The sequence below is a fragment of the uncultured Roseivirga sp. genome (assembly GCF_963973945.1).
Taxonomy (GTDB): Bacteria; Bacteroidota; Bacteroidia; order Cytophagales; family Cyclobacteriaceae; genus Roseivirga.
The window spans coordinates 58,588-74,732 of record NZ_CAXBBV010000003.1 but is presented as its reverse complement, the minus strand read 5'-3'; the positions used below and the strand labels follow the sequence as shown (position 1 = coordinate 74,732).

Here is a 16,145-nt window from a genome sequence, read left to right as displayed (position 1 = left end):
CGGTTGCGCGCTAAGCAAAATGGCAAGAATGTCTAAAGACCAAGGGCTTACGGTTGAGCCAACTCCATTGGAAGTTCACGGAAACGAAGTTAACTTCACAATGTCGGCAAATCTGCCTGTAAAAATGTTAAAACCTAAAAAGGTTTACACGTTGAATTCTTATTACCAATATGGTACTCAAGAAAAACAATTGGCTCCTGTTGTATTCAACGCAAAGGATTACCCTAACTCTGGAACTGAACAACCAAAAGTAACTAAAGAATACTCTTTTGCATATGACCCTGCAATGTCTCGTGGAAATCTTTTGGTTCAAGGTGTTGCTTCAAACCCTAAAACTGGAAATTTTGTAGAATCTGAAAAACTTATCATTGCTGAAGGTTTGATCACTACTTCTACTTTAGTTCAGCCATCTTATTTTGCTTCTTACTCAGATCATGGCTACAACGACAAAGAGGAGTTGATTCCTACTAACGTTGAATTCTTTTTCGAGCAAGGAAGATCAGTTTTAAGACCAGTAGAGAAAAACTCTGATAGAGGTTCAAGATTCGCTGCCTTCATTGCAGAAAAGAATGCTACAAAAACGGTAACTATTACTGGTACTCACTCACCAGAAGGTAAAGACAGAATTAACGCTGACTTAGCGAAAGAAAGAGCTGTAGCCATAGAAACATGGTACAGAGAGCAAATGGACAAATATGACTACCAAGGATTGGCTAGCCAAATTAGATTCATTACTAAGCCAGTTATTGATGATTGGAATAACTTAAAAGCAATGCTTTCTAGCTATAACGGTATCTCTTCAGCTCAAAAAACTGAATGGACAAACATTATCAACGGTTCAGGTTCTTTCGAACAAAAAGAAAAAGAGCTTCAAAAACTAAGTACTTACAAGCAAGTATTTAAAGATATTTATCCTCAATTGAGAACAGCTAAAACTGAAGTTTTAACTATTAAGCCTAAGAAATCGAGAGAAGAAATTATCTCTTTAGCAAAGTCTATTGCACAAGGAAGAGGCTCTGCTGATCAACTTTCTGGTGAAGAATTGGCTTATGCTGCTTCTTTCACTCCTTCTTTAGAAGAGAAAAAATCAATCTACGAAGCTGCTGCTAAAAAGAACGATACTTGGTCTGTTCACAACAATCTTGGTGCTGTAACAATGGAAATGGCAATGGCTGCCTCTGGAAGAGAAAGAACCAACATGTTGAGAGATGCTATCAACCATTTCGAAATTTCTAACCAAAAGAATGCTAACGTTCAAGCACAAGCTAACTTGGGCATGGCTCAAGCAATGCAAAACAACAACCAAGCTGCTCTTGATGCTTTAAACAAAGCATTAACAATGAACCCTGGCAACGATGTTAGACAAGGTGTAAACGGTGCTAAAGGTGCAATTGAAATTAAAATGGCTAATTATGATGCAGCGTTGAGCTCATTAGGTAATGCTACAAACCGTTCAGTTGACCAGTACAACAAAGGTATGGCTCAATTGCTGAAAAAAGATTTCAGAAGTGCTCAGTCTACTTTCGAAACTGTAATTTCTAATGACAGAGCATATGTTTGGGCACATTACTTAGCTGCAGTTGCTGCTGCTCGTCAGAGCAACGAGAACAAAGTAATCGAGAACTTAAGAAATGCAGTAAATGCTGACGCTTCATTAAAAGCAAAAGCTTTATCTGATTTAGAGTTCAGAGAGTTCAGCGGAACTCAAGCTTTCATTGATATTTTGAAGTAATCAAAAAATAACATTCTCAAAAAGGCTCTGAATTCACATTCAGAGCCTTTTTTTATTCTCTTCACTCTTGTCAATCTTTCTTTGTGAATTGAGTACTGAATGTTTATTTTTACGGCCTTTAAAACCCTAGATTAATGAGAGAAATACAGTTTCGTGAAGCCCTAAGAGAGGCCATGTCTGAGGAAATGAGAATAGATGAAAAAATCTTTCTTATGGGCGAAGAAGTGGCTGAATACAATGGAGCTTATAAGGTAAGCCAAGGTATGTTAGACGAGTTTGGCCCAGAAAGAGTAATCGACACCCCTATTGCGGAACTAGGGTTCGCTGGAATTGGCGTTGGTGCTGCCATGAACGGTCTTAAGCCTATTATAGAATTCATGACCTTTAACTTCTCATTAGTAGCCATTGATCAGGTGATCAACTCTGCTGCCAAAATGATGTCGATGTCAGGTGGTCAGTTCCCTATTCCGATTGTATTTAGAGGCCCTACAGGTAACGCAGGAATGTTGAGCTCTCAGCACTCTCAAAACTTTGAGAACTGGTACGCTAACACCCCTGGTTTGAAGGTAGTGGTGCCTTCTACTCCATACGATGCCAAAGGCTTATTAAAAGCCGCCATTAGAGATAACGATCCTGTAATCTTTATGGAGTCAGAATTAATGTATGGCGATAAAGGAGAGGTTCCTGAAGAAGAGTACATTTTAGAAATTGGTAAGGCCCACATTGAGCGCGAAGGAAGTGATGTAACGTTAGTTTCTTTCGGTAAAATGATGAAAATAGCCCACGAAGCAGCTGATGAATTGGCTAAAGATGGAGTTAGTGCTGAGGTAATCAACCTTCGTTCTGTAAGACCTTTGGACTACCCTACTATTATTAAATCAGTAAAGAAGACGAACCGCTTGGTAATTGTAGAGGAAGCATGGCCATTGTCTTCATTAGCTACTGATATTGCTTTCAATGTACAAAAGGATGCCTTTGATTATTTGGATGCTCCGATTAAAAGAGTGAACAGCATGGACTTGCCATTGCCATATGCACCAACATTAATCGATGCTATTCTACCGAATGTAAAAAGAACCCTAGATGCTGTTCATTCTGTAATGTATAAGTAGTCTTTTTAAAAATGATATTTAAGAATCCGAGCCTTATAGCTTCGGATTTTTTATTTTTATACATGTCTACCGTAATCGCCATAGGAGGAGTTTCAAGGTCAGGTAAATCTACGTTGGCAGATTGGCTGGTGATTCAGTTAAAGAACGCCACGGTGCTTCATCAAGACGAATACACGCTCCCAAAAGATCAACTTCCGGAGATCAAAGGAATTCCCGATTGGGAAGTCCCTGAGTCTATTGATTGGGATGCTTGGCACAAAGCCATCACCCAAGCAAAAAAGCATTATGATTATGTCATCATTGAGGGCATTCTGGTGTTCGCTAATACCAATATCAATGCGTTAATCGACCAACCCATTTTTCTAAATATTGATAAAGAAAACTTCTTAAAAAGAAGGCTAAAGGAAAAACGCTGGGGAAAAGAACAAGAATGGTTTATTGAATATGTATGGGACGCTCATTTAAAATATGGACTCCCGCCTCATGATTTAAAGGCTATTCAAATTAAGGACATCACGACTAACCAATATCTTGAGGTTTTGACAGTAGTTAAAAAAGAGCATTGATTTTACTTTTCTATTACCCTTTCATTTTTTCAGGAGACTGTCGGGAATCGAAAAAATCCGTGATATAGACCGTTTCTTTTTCAATCTTGTAAATGATCTTAAAATGACCCTCTATAATTCTTCTGTGTCCTTCTTTCAAGTCTTTTAGATATTCTTCTTGTTGACCTTTTAATGGGTTTATCGCTAAACTATCGGCTCTGTCAAACAGACTGTCTTTTAAACTGGAAGCTTGTTCAGGTGAGAGCTTTTGTTTTTCAACAACGAACTCAAGCGCTTCCTCAAGGCAATTAATAGACTGATCTGTATAGATTACTCTCATATACCCAGACGTCCCTTAATTTTGGCTTCTGCTTCTTGTCGGCTATGTAGCCTTCCTGCCTTAATGTCTTCGTTGGCGTTTAAAGCTCTGGAGGTAAGTTTTTCCTTTAGGACAGGGTCAGAGCTTTTTCGCTCCTTTTTAAGAACAGATTCCAATTTATCGATAATCGACTCGCTATTTATCGCGAGTACCTCTTCTATAAAATGTAGTTTTCTCGTCTGTAAATCCATACTCAAAGTTAACGTTTTATACAATTTTTGTTGCTGTTATTCTGCGATTATAGAAATCTACCCTCAAAACTTCAGTATGGACCGGCCTTTCTGTTACTCTTAATGATGTACTCAAAGAACATCACAAAACAGGTTTCACCAAAGATATACTTGCCGTGCAGGCAAGCATCAATTATCACAGGGGGTAAATTAAACACCTTAGGGTTAAACGTTTTTAAACACCTTGATCAATAAAGCTAAGACCAAAAGTCCAACAATAATCACAGAATCAAGAACCAAAATGTATTTCCTAAAGTAATTGTCTAGAACGAAAGTGTAGTCTAAAATAAATACAGTAATGACAATTAAGTAATATGGCGATCTTCTCTTAATAACCACCAATGCTTCTCTTTTTCCAAATCGCTCAAATGTTCTATAAACGACCACTAGCGTTATGACGGGAAGTGAAATAGCCATCATAACTGCGCTCCAGTACAACATTTCACGAAACCCATAAATTACACCTAAGAGCAAAAGCCCAATAATGGATGTAATCAAAAACGTAGCATTCTCTTTAATTGATTTCACCAATTTCATCTTGTCAATCTTTACTAATTGACTTACCTAATATCCCTTGTAGGAGTTTGATCTACTATGCTCTGATTCGTACCCACCACCTCCATCAAAATACTTTCCCCAACTTTATTATTGGTTAACACCATCCCTTGAATTTCTCCCTTAATCATTCCTCCGATTATTTAGATTTCCTCATTAGTCTCTCAGTGTAGAATGTCAAGGCTATCGAACCTACCAGTAAAATGATCCTTGCTATACCAAATATGTAATCATCGATGGGAAAAAAGATTCCTTGTACGACTACTGCAATTATAATAACATATGATACTCTATTTACTGTTTTCATCATCTAGGCCTCCAACCCTTTTTAAACTATCAACTCTTCCGTGGGGAGATTCCTTCCTTCGAGCATCCCTATCATAAGCTTTCTTTTCTGAAAGTAACGAATTCCTATAAATAGTAACATGTACATCCCAAATTTTGCTTACTCATTAATTTCTTCTACATTAACGTAAAAATTAGTTCTGTATTGAAGAAAATAGTTCAACCATTCCTGTTGATTACAATCCTTTTATTTGCAATAGGTTGTAGTGCTCCTAAAAAGGAGGTGCCTCAGAAAAAAGTAGAGGAAGTAGAACAAGTCCCTCGAGTGCCAATTACTTCAGTAAACAGTTCAGTCCCAAAATATAAGTTTTCCTTTTCTTCACTAGAATTAGGCATGTCTATTTCAGAACTTGATCAACGGGTTTTTAAGCATTACGGAGAGTTCTACACCAAAGACTTTTCGGTGTATAGCTTAGATCAAATGGATTACCTGGTTGAATCTCACTACATCAATAATATTGACCTCATTTTTATCGACAGCTTGTTAGTACAGATTCAAGCTTTCTTAACGGTTGATAAAACCAATGAATTATTAAACGAATATGGTAGAGCCAAACTCCTAATTAACGACTATCAAAACAAAAAAATTCTTGAAACAGAAAGGGCCCTAACCAAAACACGGAAAGGCTATGCTATTAATGAAAACTTAAACCAGTATAGGTTAAAGTGGATTCGACAAGATGCAGATATTGAATACGAACTGAATGAAAAGCCTAATACAGACTCTACTAGTGTAAACTTAGCGCGCTTTTCTTCAATGAGCAATCCCAACGGCTACAAGTACAAGCTCACTTTTCAGACTACCGATTTCAGATATCAAAAGGCTTTAATTGAATGGGAGTCCAATCAAAAGTAGCAGGCTTAAAGTAGTAATTCGTATCAGATAAAATTACCTTCTCATTCCTCCAAGGTTGGCTAAGGCTCTTTTTCCTCCACCCATCTTGTTCATGGTTTTCATCATTTTGCGCATGTCCGCAAACTGCTTCATTAGGTTATTCACTTCCTGAATAGTTCTGCCACTACCGCTTGCAATTCTTTTCTTTCTACTGCCGTCAATTAAATCCGGATTGGCCCTTTCAGCCTTAGTCATTGATTTGATAATGGCTTCAATAGGCTTGAATGAATCGTCATCAATATCTAGTCCTTTCATGGCTTTTCCCATACCTGGAATCATACCCAAAAGGTCTTTGATGTTACCCATTTTCTTAATTTGCTCAAGCTGTGAAAGGAAGTCTTCAAAATCGAATTTATTCTGACGAATCTTCTTGTTCAGCTTACGGGTTTCTTCCTCGTCAAAGTTTTCTTGCGCCTTTTCAACCAAAGACACCACGTCACCCATACCAAGAATTCTGCTGGCCATCCTGTCAGGATAGAAAAGATCGATAGCATCCATCTTTTCTCCAGTAGACATAAACTTGATCGGTTTTTCCACCACAGTTCTGATAGAAAGGGCAGCTCCACCACGGGTATCACCATCTAACTTGGTAAGAACCACACCGTCAAAATCGAGGCGCTCATTAAAGGTTTTGGCTGTATTTACCGCATCCTGTCCTGTCATCGAATCGACAACAAACAAGGTTTCGGTAGGATTAAGGGCTTTTTTAAGCTCCTCAATTTCATTCATCATTTGTTCGTCTACCGCCAAACGTCCGGCAGTATCCACAATTACAATTTTCTTACCCGTTGCCTTAGCGTGTTTGATCGCGTTATTGGCAATTTGAAGGGCATTCTTATTTTCAGGCTCGGCATATACCTCCACTCCTACTTGCTCTCCCAACACTTTCAATTGGTCAATCGCAGCAGGTCTGTAAATATCACAAGCGGTTAGTAATACCTGACGACCTTGCTTTTTAAGCATATTGGCCAGTTTACCAGAGAAAGTGGTTTTACCCGAACCTTGAAGTCCAGAAATCAAGATCACAGCAGGGTCGCCCTTTACATTGAAGTCGGCTTTTTCACCCCCCATCATCTTGGTAAGCTCTTCGCTTACAATCTTAACTAGAAGTTGGCCCGGTTTAACAGAAATCAATACGTCACGCCCAAGCGCTTCTTCCTTAATTCTATCCGTTACATCTTTGGCTACCTTAAAGTTAACATCAGCGGAGATTAAAGCCCTTCTGATTTCCTTTACCGTAGAAGCAACGTTAATTTCAGTTATTGTTCCTTGTCCCTTTAGCGTTTTAAACGCCTGATCCAGCTTGCCACTTAAATTATCAAACATATTCTCAATTGTAATTGACTGCAAAAATATAAAAATAATCGTCAGCGCGAAGGATGAATTCGCATTGAAAAACCCAAAAAAAACATTTCACCTTTTTAAATACATTTGATATGAAGATATTGGTGCCTTCATAACATTCCCAAACATGATCAAAGTCGATTTTAAGAAAGACATATTGCCTCATATTGTAGCGATTGCCATTTTTCTAGTACTTACGCTGATTCTTTTCAAACCTATTTTTTTTGAAAGCAAAAGTTTAACCCAAGGCGATATTTTGCAATGGGAAGGTGGCGCAAAGGAGATTTTAGATTACAGGGCTGAAACTAGCGAAGAAGGCCTTTGGACCAATTCGATGTTTAGCGGGATGCCCGCCTATATGGTGAGTGTGAAATGGGGGAATGAGTTGATCAAAACCATGCATGCAGTGATCAGTTTTGGACTGCCTCACCCGGTTAGAATCATCTTCGTTTCAATGATTTCTTTCTATATCATGTTGCTTTGTTTTAAAGTGAAGCCCTATTTAGCCATTATTGGCGCAGTTACTTTTGCTCTTTCTTCATACAATATTATAGGCATAACGGCTGGGCACAACGCTCGAATTTCAGCAGTTTCACTGATGCCTTTGGTCATGGGCGGAATTCACCTCTGCTTCACAAGAAATAAATGGTTGGGTTTTAGTCTTACAGCCTTGGCTTTGGCCATGCAGATGCGGGTAAACCACCTTCAAATCACTTACTATTTGGCCTTTATTGTTGCCATTTACGGTTTACTACAACTTATCCATGCCATAAAGCAAGGAGAGTTAAAGCCTTTTGCTCAACGTTTGGGATTACTCGTATTGGCAGCCGTTTTAGCCGTGGGCACTTTCTTTGGTGAATTTTACGCGACCTACGAGTATGGAAAATATTCAAACCGAGGTCAGTCTGAATTAACCCAACAAACCGACCAAGACTTAAATGAAGACGGCTTATCTAAAACCTACGCTTTTCAATACAGTAATGGCCTTGCCGACCCTTTCACCTTATTCATTCCAAATGCTTTAGGAGGAAATGATCAGCTAGGCACCGACTCTAAAAGCGCTGATGTTTTGCGAAAAGCAGGTGCTAATGAAGCTCAAGTAAGACAAACGCTCCCACAACTTAGAACCTATTGGGGCAAAGAATCTCCGACTACTTATTATGCAGGAGCAATCATGGTTTTCCTTTGTGTGGTGGGAATGTTCTTTGTTGAAAGGCGCTATGTAATCTGGTTAGTAGCCGTTTCCATTTTAGGTATACTCATGAGTTATGGTCGAAATCTTCCTAGCCTCAATTACCTTCTTTTCGATTACTTCCCAGGCTATAATAAATTCAGGTCCGTAAGTTTCACGATTATGATGCCCATTTTCGGTATTATCTTCTTAGGCATGTTGGGCTTAGAAAAGGTGATAGATCAAAAACTGAATAAGGCTCAACAAAAGAAATTATGGATCGCCTTAGGCGCCACTGGAGGTTTAGCCTTGATATTGGCCATAATCCCTGGAGTACTAGGTTTCGGTTCACCCTTCGATGGACAGTTACCTGTAGAGTACGCCAACGCGCTGAAAGAAGACCGCAAGGATTTATTTCGAAGTGACGCATTCCGTGCTTTTGTTTTTATCGCCCTTTTTGCAGGCACTTATTTTTTGTATTCCATCAAAAAACTAGGTAAACCAATGGCTTTCGGACTAATGATTTTGCTTGGAATTTTAGATGTAAGTCTCGTTGCTGGACGTTTTATTGGAGAGGCCAACTTTGCCAAGTCGCCAAGAGCGCAGTTTTTTACCGAAACCAATGCAGACAGATACATTAAACAAAACGAAAGTTTAGGAGACCGTGTACTGAACCTCACTTCATCATTTTACAGCGCCCAGTCTGCTTACCATCACCATACCATCAATGGTTATCATGGTGCGCGCTTGAGAAGATATCAAGAGTTAATCGACAAAAATATCTTTCCTGAAATGCAGGAATTGACCGAAAGAATTAAGAATGGCGACAGCAACCTCCGTGGTTTCGAGGTATTGAATATGTTGAACACCCGTTATTTGATTATTAACCCCAATTCAGACCAAGGAGCATTGACCAATAATTCTGCGAATGGAGCCGCTTGGTTTGTTGATAATCTAATTAAAGTCAACTCCCCAGATGAAGCCTTTAACGGTATTGGAAATATTGAAACAAAAACGCAAGCCATTGTCAATGCTAGCGAATTCAATTTAAAAATTGATGACCCAAGCAGCGAAGGGCAGATTAATTTAATAGACTACCACCCCGGTTACTGGAAGTACAACAGTCAGAATTCAGGAGATGGCTTTGCCGTATTCTCGGAGATTTATTATCCAAAAGGGTTTAAAGTAACCATTGATGGTCAACCCGTAGAAATGCTTCGTGCGAATTATGTACTTCGTGCATTGGAAATTCCTGCCGGAAATCATGAAATAGTTTTCGAATTTAAGCCTACCATATACAGTACAGGAAAAATCGTGATGAGGATTTTCTCTATTTTGGTGGTATTGATGTTTTTGGGAACAGTTTACTGGAGCTTGAAGGTTGAAAATATCACCAAAAACATTTAATACATGGTTTTGTGAAAAACGACCTCATCCCGCATAATCAAAAATTCAATCCTAAATTTGAAGCTATGGGCAAAAAAATCTGCATGCTTCTACACGAATTTTACCCGAATGACATTCGAGTAACCAAAGAAGCAAGTGCGCTTATCAAGGGAGGCTTTGAAATACACCTCATATGCTTACAACGAAAAAACGAACAAGATTTCGAAACTGTTAATGGCATAAAAGTGCACAGAATACCTGTTGCTCAAACTTTTTTCTGGCGAGGCATTTGGGACATCCTTTTGGTTGCCTTTGGCTTCTTCCAACCTAAATTTCATAAAAAACTATTTTGGCTCAATCAAAAAGAGAGCTTTGATGCATTGCATGTTCACGACTTGCCCTTGGCAAAAACGGCCTTACAACTCAAAGAAAAAAACCCATCACTAAAGGTCATTCTCGATTTTCATGAAAACTACCCAGAAGCTTTAAAGGTGTGGTTTATGTGGAAAAAGAACCCAATTATTCGCTTTAAGAACAACTTATTCTTTGGTTTTAATAAGTGGTTGAAATATGAAAAAAAAATGGCTCAGTCGGCCGACAAAGTGATTGTAGTTGTTGAAGAGATGGCAGAAAGAATTCATCAGCTTCACGATATTCCTTTTTCCAAGATTATTACAATCACCAATTCCGAAGGAAAAGACTTCTTAAATCAAGAGTCGTTTGAGGGTATTTATAAAAAAAACGAGGGTCACTTTATACTTGCTTACACTGGAGGTGTCGGTCCTCACAGAGGGGTGGATGTAGCGATTGAAGGCTTGGGATTTCTAAAACATCACCCTAAAATCAGGTTAGAACTTACGGGCACACTTTCAACAGCCACCCGTAATTGGTTAGAAGATTTGATTAAAAAACATGGCATCGAGAATCAAGTAAAAATCAATGGCTATCAGCCCTTTACTAAATTCTTTTCATACATGGCTTTTGCAGACGTAAACTTGATTCCACACAACAGAAATGGACATACCGACAACACTATCCCCCATAAGCTTTATCAGGGCATGATGGTAGGCAAACCGGTTTTGGTAAGCGATGCTCCTCCCCTAAAAAGAGTAGTAGAAAAACTCAATAGCGGGTTGGTTTTTGAAGGTGGAAACTCAAAAGATTTCGCGGATAAAGTTGAAGCTCTATATTTGAATAAGGTACTTTATGACCAGCTTGGCAAAAATGGTTATGAAGCCACCATAAATCAGAACGAAAACTGGGAAGCCACAGGCGAAATACTCACTAACGAATACCAGCAATTACTTGAATCCAATGACTGATAAAAACAAACAGGTTACCAAGTACAGAAGATTCGAGCAAACACTTGAATTCATGAAAGCATCTCTTCCGAAAGGAAGTAAAATCTTGGATTTGGGAAGTCCAAATGACATGTCGGCATATTTGACAGACTATGGTTACCAAGTAGATAATGCCTATGGCGTGGACTTCGACCTAAACCCCGAAATTATTGCAAAAGAGGGGTATGATGCCGTTACCATGTTTGAAGTATTAGAACATTTGATCAACCCAATGGGAGTTCTTACTCAGGTAAAAGCGCCTAAACTTTTTGCATCAGTACCATTAAACCTATGGTTTGCAAAAGCCTACCGCAATAAATCAGACGAATGGGATCAGCATTTTCATGAATTTGAAGATTGGCAGTTTGATTGGCTTGTGGAGAAATCCGGGTGGAAAATCCTTAATAGGGCAAAATGGGTAAGTCCTGTGCGAAAGCTTGGATTCAGGCCAATATTAAGAAGGTTTACACCGCGTTACTATATTGTCGAAGCAGATAAACAAGGGGCTTTTCTAGCGTAATATTTTTACCCAATTTCTTATAGTTCGATCTAAACATGCTCCGGTAAACTGATAATAATAAGTCCCATCAATTAGGCCTTTACCATCCCATTCATTTTGATAATTTTCACTAATATAAACCCGATTACCCCAACGATTAAACACAACTAACCTACTTCCTAAAAAGGACGCATTCACTTCGAAAACTTCATTCACCCCATCTCCATTTGGCGTAAATGCATTGGGTAAAGAGCTTACATCCGCTATTCTAGGCTCTATTTTTATTGTATACTCCTTTCTATCACCGCACTCATTAATAGCCTCTATCGTGTATTCACCTGAGCTATTTATTTCAATTGTTTGAGCATTATCTCCGGTTGACCACATGTAATTTGTATAACCATATGTTGCACTAAGAGTCAATGTTTGTTGACAGCCAACTTCTAAACTATTAGAGCGAATTTCTAAAGGGTTTGTTTCTTCTCTGGTTATTTCTATTTCATTTGATACAGATTCACCACAAACCGTTTTCCCTGTAACTAAATAGACTCCTGGTTCTGTCACTCTATAAGAGATTCCTGTTGAACCATCTTGCCATCTGTATTCATCAAACCCATCGGTAGCTTGCAATTCTATTTCTTCATCACATGTAAGGTTTGTAGAAGGAATTGACACTAACATTTGTGGTAATGTATTAAAGTTCACATTCACTGTATCTTTGTATTCACAATCTTTAATGAACCCGCTTACAATATATTGACCAGAAGAATTTACAACAAGCGACCTGTTTTGACTTCCATTGTTCCAACTGAAAGTATCAAAGTTCCTCTCTATCTCAATTGTTAATGAGCTTTCACATGTTCCCAATACCTTTGAAGAGCCGCGCTCAGAATTGCTCACCTCTCCATCAGTCAAGTTAAAAAGTGCGGTTACCTCCTGAGCATTAACTACTCTATTATACACCCTCAAATCATCTAAACGCCCTGAAAATTGTTGATTGGAATCATAGCAACCACTCAAACAATCTTGGTCATTCCCTAAAACAAAACCGTTCAGCCCCACTTCTATCTTACCCAAAGGCATGGTCTTGTTAATATCAAATACCCCATCGATGTAAATTGCTGCTTCACCAGTAGTTCCATTTCTAGTTAAGATAACGTGATGCCATAAACCATCACTAATATTTACAGTGCCAACAACAGCAATACCGGGGATATTTGGTAGATTTCGAATATTAGATGTGATTAGACCATTCTGGCTAATATTTAAGTTAAATTCATTATCTCTAATACTATTTGCTACACTCAAAAGTGTACCAAAGCCAGTTCCTTCATGCTTCACCCAAACTGAAACCGTAAAATCGAACAAATTATCAAAGCTCTCTTTTTCTATATTTGCCAATTGTAAATAATTATCAAAACCTAAAGCGAAATCACAATTGCCAAACCGGTCAAGTCCAAAAAATGTACCTTTTGGTTGGCTGTTAAAGTTATTACCAGAAGCATCTGTTATATTATTGTTGAAGTGTAGATCTAACATTAATCCATCTCTTAAATTAGTGTTTTGGGCATGAACAGAATGATTCTGAAAAATCAGTAGTGGAAAAATCAAGAATGCAATAGCTAGGTTTCGCATCAACATCATGCCTTTAGTATTAAAAGTTAAATATATTACTTTCACCTTAAATCTAGCTTCTTGGGCATAGTAATCAAACAAAGTATTCGTTCTTCAATCATCGCTTACCTTGGGGTGTTGATTGGCTATATCAATGTACTTTGGCTTTTCCCTTATTTTTTAGAGGCAGATCAGATTGGCCTGTTCAGGTTAATTCAGAGCAGTGCGTTTTTAATGGCTACTTTTGGGCAATTCGGTTTAGGCTCTGCTTTGGTCAAATTCTTTCCAAAACTAAAAGATCAAAAAGGCTTTCTCAGCTTTATTATTTTAGGAGGAGTTTTGGGGTTTGTTCTATTTGCCGCATTTACCTTTCTGTTCAAAACCGAAATAACCGCTTACTTCGCTAAAGAATCAGGGCTATTTATCGAGTATTTCGGGATTACCCTACTCATTAGCTTTATACTTATTCAATTTCAATTGTTGGAGGCCTATTGCCGTAGCCTACTAAAAATTGTTATACCTACACTGATTCGAGACATACAACTCAGGCTCTCCGTAACTGTTCTTGTTGCCCTTTATGCCTTAAACATCATCACTTTTAATGGGCTTATTCAATGGTTATCTGGCGCCTACCTGCTTATGGTGATTACCGTTATTTTTTATCTACGTCAGCTTAAGGCTTTTCAACTCAGCTCCAACTTTAAATTCATCAATACAGCGCTACTGAAGCAAATCATGACCTATGCGGTTTATATGATGATTGGCGCAGGCGGTACGCAAATCGTGCTACAAATTGATAGTATTATGGTGAGCGGAGCTTTAGGCTTAGATGCGACAGGAATTTACACCATTGCCTTCTTTATTGGGGTGGTGATTGAAATGCCTAAACGTTCTATCACTCAAATTTCTGCCCCACTTATTTCTCAAGCCTTCGAGAAGAACGACATGCCTGCTGTAGAGAAACTCTATAAGCAAACCTCTATCAATCAAATGATTATCGGAAGCTTGTTGCTTATTGGTATTTGGGCAAACCTTGAAAGCCTCTATTCATTTATTCCCAATGGAGAAATTTACATTCAAGGCATTAACGTGGTGTTGTTTATAGGCTTAGGAAAACTAAGCGATATGATTTTCGGCACCAATGGAGAAATCATCGTGATGTCGAAGCACTACAAATTCAATGTAGTTGCTGTGGGTATCTTGGCCATTCTTACCATTACGCTAAATTTATTATTGATTCCCAAGTATGGAATTGAAGGGGCTGCCATAGCTTCGTTTTTAGCCATGCTTACTTTCAACTTGAGTAAGTTTTTATTCGTTTGGGTGAAATTTAAAATTCAACCGTTTTCACTAGGAAGCATCAAATTACTAGCAATTATTGGTTTGGTACTTTGGGTAAATCAATGGGTCCCCAAGATGGAACTAACGCTTGTAGATATCCTTATCCGCTCCACCGTAATTACTGTTCTACTTGTAGGCCTCACTATTGGGCTCAAGGTTTCAGAAGAGGTGAATAGCCTTGTATTTGGTTTTATGAATCGTTTTAAGAAGACTTAGCGAGTACCTAAAGTATTCAGTAGCTCGCTTAACTTTTGGGTAAGGCTTCGTCTTCCAAAATCACTTATCTCTTCAGCATTAGAATTTGAGTTTCCATTCTTCCAATCTTGATAGGCTTCTCTCAAAAAGGTTTTTAACTGATCTGCATCTGTCTGCTCAAACACTGTTCCCGATTTTGTTCTGTTCAGAATTTCCGCCAAATCACTTTCCTTATTTCCAACACAAAGGATCCTTCGATCGGCACCTAAATACTCAAAAAATTTCCCTGGTAAATGGCCTTTGGCATTTTCGGAATTATTCTGAAGTAACAACAGCACAGAAGATTTCCTGTACTTCTCTAACACCTCTGTATGAGGCAAATAATTATACTTCTGAATAAGTGGAACGAGATCAGCATAAGCTCGAAATGTAGCCATTACATCATCGCTGAGAATCCCCACAAACTCAATCTCTAAATCCTTATCAAATTCGTTTGCCGCAACCATTTCATTCAATGCCTTCCAAAACCATTCTGGATTTCTGAAAACATTGAGCATGCCTACATGACTAATTCTAAATTTATCTGAGCTCGGAACTGAAACGGAAGCCTTAAAGTCTTCTTCATCAAAACCATTGGTAATCACTTTTGCTCTTCTGGCACCTAGGTCTTCAAAGTCCTTCTTCCAACTTTCACTCACAGTCAACACACAGTCGGCTGCGCGTATCACCTGCTGCTCTAAATTCTTATGTTTCCGCCAAACCAAAGCCGTCATATTGAATTTCTGAAGAATATCCCATTTCGACCAAGGGTCGCGAAAATCGGCCACCCAAGTGATGGCTGGATTCTTCATTTTGAGTTTTAGCCCAATCAAATGCATCGAATGAGGCGGACCAGTAGTAATAATGGTTTGTATATTGTTACTCTCTAAAATAGTAGCAATGTAATCGGCAGAAGGTTTTGCCCAAAAGATCTTTGGATCGGGGATAAAAACATTTCCCCTCAACCATATGGCTAACTTAGAAAGTAGTCCTTTCTTCCCTCCTTCTAATACTTGCCCTTGCTTTAATTCTTTTCTACCAGAAATCTTCTTAAAAATTGAATAAGGCTCCCAAATGGGGAATTTCAAGACTTCAATTTGTGGAGAGACATCCTTAGTTAAAGACTCATCTTTCAAATCGAAATCAGGGTTTTCAGGAGTGAAAATCACAGGTTCCCAACCATATTCTGGAAGGTATTTAGAAAATTTGAGCCAACGCTGTACCCCACCTCCAGCGCTTGGCGGCCAATAGTAGGTAATGATCAATACTTTTTTATTGACAGAATCAGTCATTGGTCAAATATGATAAGAAAACCTATAATGACATAAAACAATAGGGTAATAAGGTGCTATTAAGGGTTAACTTTGCTTTTGTTCTCAAAAAAAATTTACTTCGAACAAATTAGGTCAAACACAAAACATAC

At 38.5% G+C, this 16,145-nt stretch carries 15 protein-coding genes; 8 read left to right on the top strand and 7 right to left on the bottom strand.

The window, feature by feature from the left end; genetic code table 11:
* The first annotated feature begins 28 nt into the window (after positions 1 to 28).
* The 3 genes from AAC026_RS06660 to AAC026_RS06650 all read left to right on the top strand — a co-directional run bounded on the left by AAC026_RS06660 (position 29) and on the right by AAC026_RS06650 (position 3,410).
* Complete coding sequence (locus AAC026_RS06660) at positions 29 to 1,732, top strand: hypothetical protein (protein ID WP_339696170.1); 1,704 nt, start codon at positions 29 to 31, stop codon at positions 1,730 to 1,732.
* A 134-nt stretch (positions 1,733 to 1,866) separates the two neighbouring features.
* Positions 1,867 to 2,844, top strand: a complete 978-nt coding sequence (locus tag AAC026_RS06655) for a pyruvate dehydrogenase complex E1 component subunit beta (RefSeq protein ID WP_339696167.1) — start codon at positions 1,867 to 1,869, stop codon at positions 2,842 to 2,844.
* A gap of 62 nt (positions 2,845 to 2,906) precedes the next feature.
* A complete protein-coding gene (locus tag AAC026_RS06650) occupies positions 2,907 to 3,410 on the top strand; it encodes a hypothetical protein (RefSeq protein WP_339696164.1) in 504 nt (167 codons plus the stop codon).
* Positions 3,411 to 3,423: 13 nt separating this feature from the next.
* Here the strand turns inward: AAC026_RS06650 and AAC026_RS06645 are convergent, their stop codons facing one another.
* From AAC026_RS06645 to AAC026_RS06630, 4 genes are all read right to left on the bottom strand, one after another.
* Positions 3,424 to 3,729: a type II toxin-antitoxin system RelE/ParE family toxin gene (locus AAC026_RS06645; protein ID WP_339696162.1), complete on the bottom strand. Its 306-nt coding sequence runs from the start codon at positions 3,727 to 3,729 to the stop codon at positions 3,424 to 3,426.
* Positions 3,726 to 3,959, bottom strand: a complete 234-nt coding sequence (locus AAC026_RS06640; protein WP_339606072.1) for a hypothetical protein — start codon at positions 3,957 to 3,959, stop codon at positions 3,726 to 3,728. Before AAC026_RS06640 ends, AAC026_RS06645 begins: the two co-directional genes overlap by 4 nt.
* 204 nt (positions 3,960 to 4,163) lie before the next feature.
* Positions 4,164 to 4,526, bottom strand: a complete 363-nt coding sequence (locus AAC026_RS06635; RefSeq protein WP_339696159.1) for a hypothetical protein — start codon at positions 4,524 to 4,526, stop codon at positions 4,164 to 4,166.
* 32 nt (positions 4,527 to 4,558) lie between these two features.
* Entirely contained in the window at positions 4,559 to 4,684 is a 126-nt protein-coding gene (locus AAC026_RS06630; RefSeq protein WP_339606070.1) for a hypothetical protein, read from the bottom strand.
* Between the two features lie 359 nt (positions 4,685 to 5,043).
* Here AAC026_RS06630 and AAC026_RS06625 point away from each other — a divergent pair, with 359 nt between their 5' ends.
* Positions 5,044 to 5,754 carry a hypothetical protein gene (locus AAC026_RS06625; protein ID WP_339606069.1) on the top strand — a complete coding sequence of 237 codons (711 nt, stop codon included), beginning with the start codon at positions 5,044 to 5,046 and terminating at the stop codon, positions 5,752 to 5,754.
* A 33-nt stretch (positions 5,755 to 5,787) separates the two neighbouring features.
* On the opposite strand, the gene ffh is transcribed toward AAC026_RS06625, so the two are convergent.
* Positions 5,788 to 7,119 carry a signal recognition particle protein gene (gene ffh, locus AAC026_RS06620; protein WP_339696156.1) on the bottom strand — a complete coding sequence of 444 codons (1,332 nt, stop codon included), beginning with the start codon at positions 7,117 to 7,119 and terminating at the stop codon, positions 5,788 to 5,790.
* Positions 7,120 to 7,264: 145 nt separating this feature from the next.
* Between ffh and AAC026_RS06615 the strand changes: the two genes are divergently transcribed.
* The 3 genes from AAC026_RS06615 (at position 7,265) to AAC026_RS06605 (ending at position 11,554) form a co-directional block, all read left to right on the top strand.
* Entirely contained in the window at positions 7,265 to 9,715 is a 2,451-nt protein-coding gene (locus tag AAC026_RS06615) for a YfhO family protein (RefSeq protein ID WP_339696153.1), read from the top strand.
* A 65-nt stretch (positions 9,716 to 9,780) separates the two neighbouring features.
* A complete protein-coding gene (locus AAC026_RS06610) occupies positions 9,781 to 11,016 on the top strand; it encodes a glycosyltransferase family 4 protein (RefSeq protein ID WP_339696150.1) in 1,236 nt (411 codons plus the stop codon).
* Positions 11,009 to 11,554, top strand: a complete 546-nt coding sequence (locus AAC026_RS06605) for a methyltransferase domain-containing protein (protein ID WP_339696147.1) — start codon at positions 11,009 to 11,011, stop codon at positions 11,552 to 11,554. Before AAC026_RS06610 ends, AAC026_RS06605 begins: the two co-directional genes overlap by 8 nt.
* On the opposite strand, the gene AAC026_RS06600 is transcribed toward AAC026_RS06605, so the two are convergent.
* On the bottom strand, positions 11,546 to 13,249 hold the full coding sequence (locus AAC026_RS06600) for a LamG-like jellyroll fold domain-containing protein (RefSeq protein WP_339696144.1): 1,704 nt from the start codon (positions 13,247 to 13,249) through the stop codon (positions 11,546 to 11,548). The two genes, AAC026_RS06605 and AAC026_RS06600, sit on opposite strands and share 9 nt — an antisense overlap.
* On the opposite strand from AAC026_RS06600, the gene AAC026_RS06595 reads away from it, so the two are divergent.
* Positions 13,229 to 14,704 (top strand): lipopolysaccharide biosynthesis protein, encoded by a 1,476-nt coding sequence (locus tag AAC026_RS06595; RefSeq protein ID WP_339696141.1) that lies wholly within the window; start codon positions 13,229 to 13,231, stop codon positions 14,702 to 14,704. The two genes, AAC026_RS06600 and AAC026_RS06595, sit on opposite strands and share 21 nt — an antisense overlap.
* Here the strand turns inward: AAC026_RS06595 and AAC026_RS06590 are convergent.
* Positions 14,701 to 16,014, bottom strand: coding sequence for a glycosyl transferase (locus tag AAC026_RS06590; protein ID WP_339696138.1), 1,314 nt, complete (start codon positions 16,012 to 16,014; stop codon positions 14,701 to 14,703). The two genes, AAC026_RS06595 and AAC026_RS06590, sit on opposite strands and share 4 nt — an antisense overlap.
* Positions 16,015 to 16,145 lie beyond the last annotated feature (131 nt).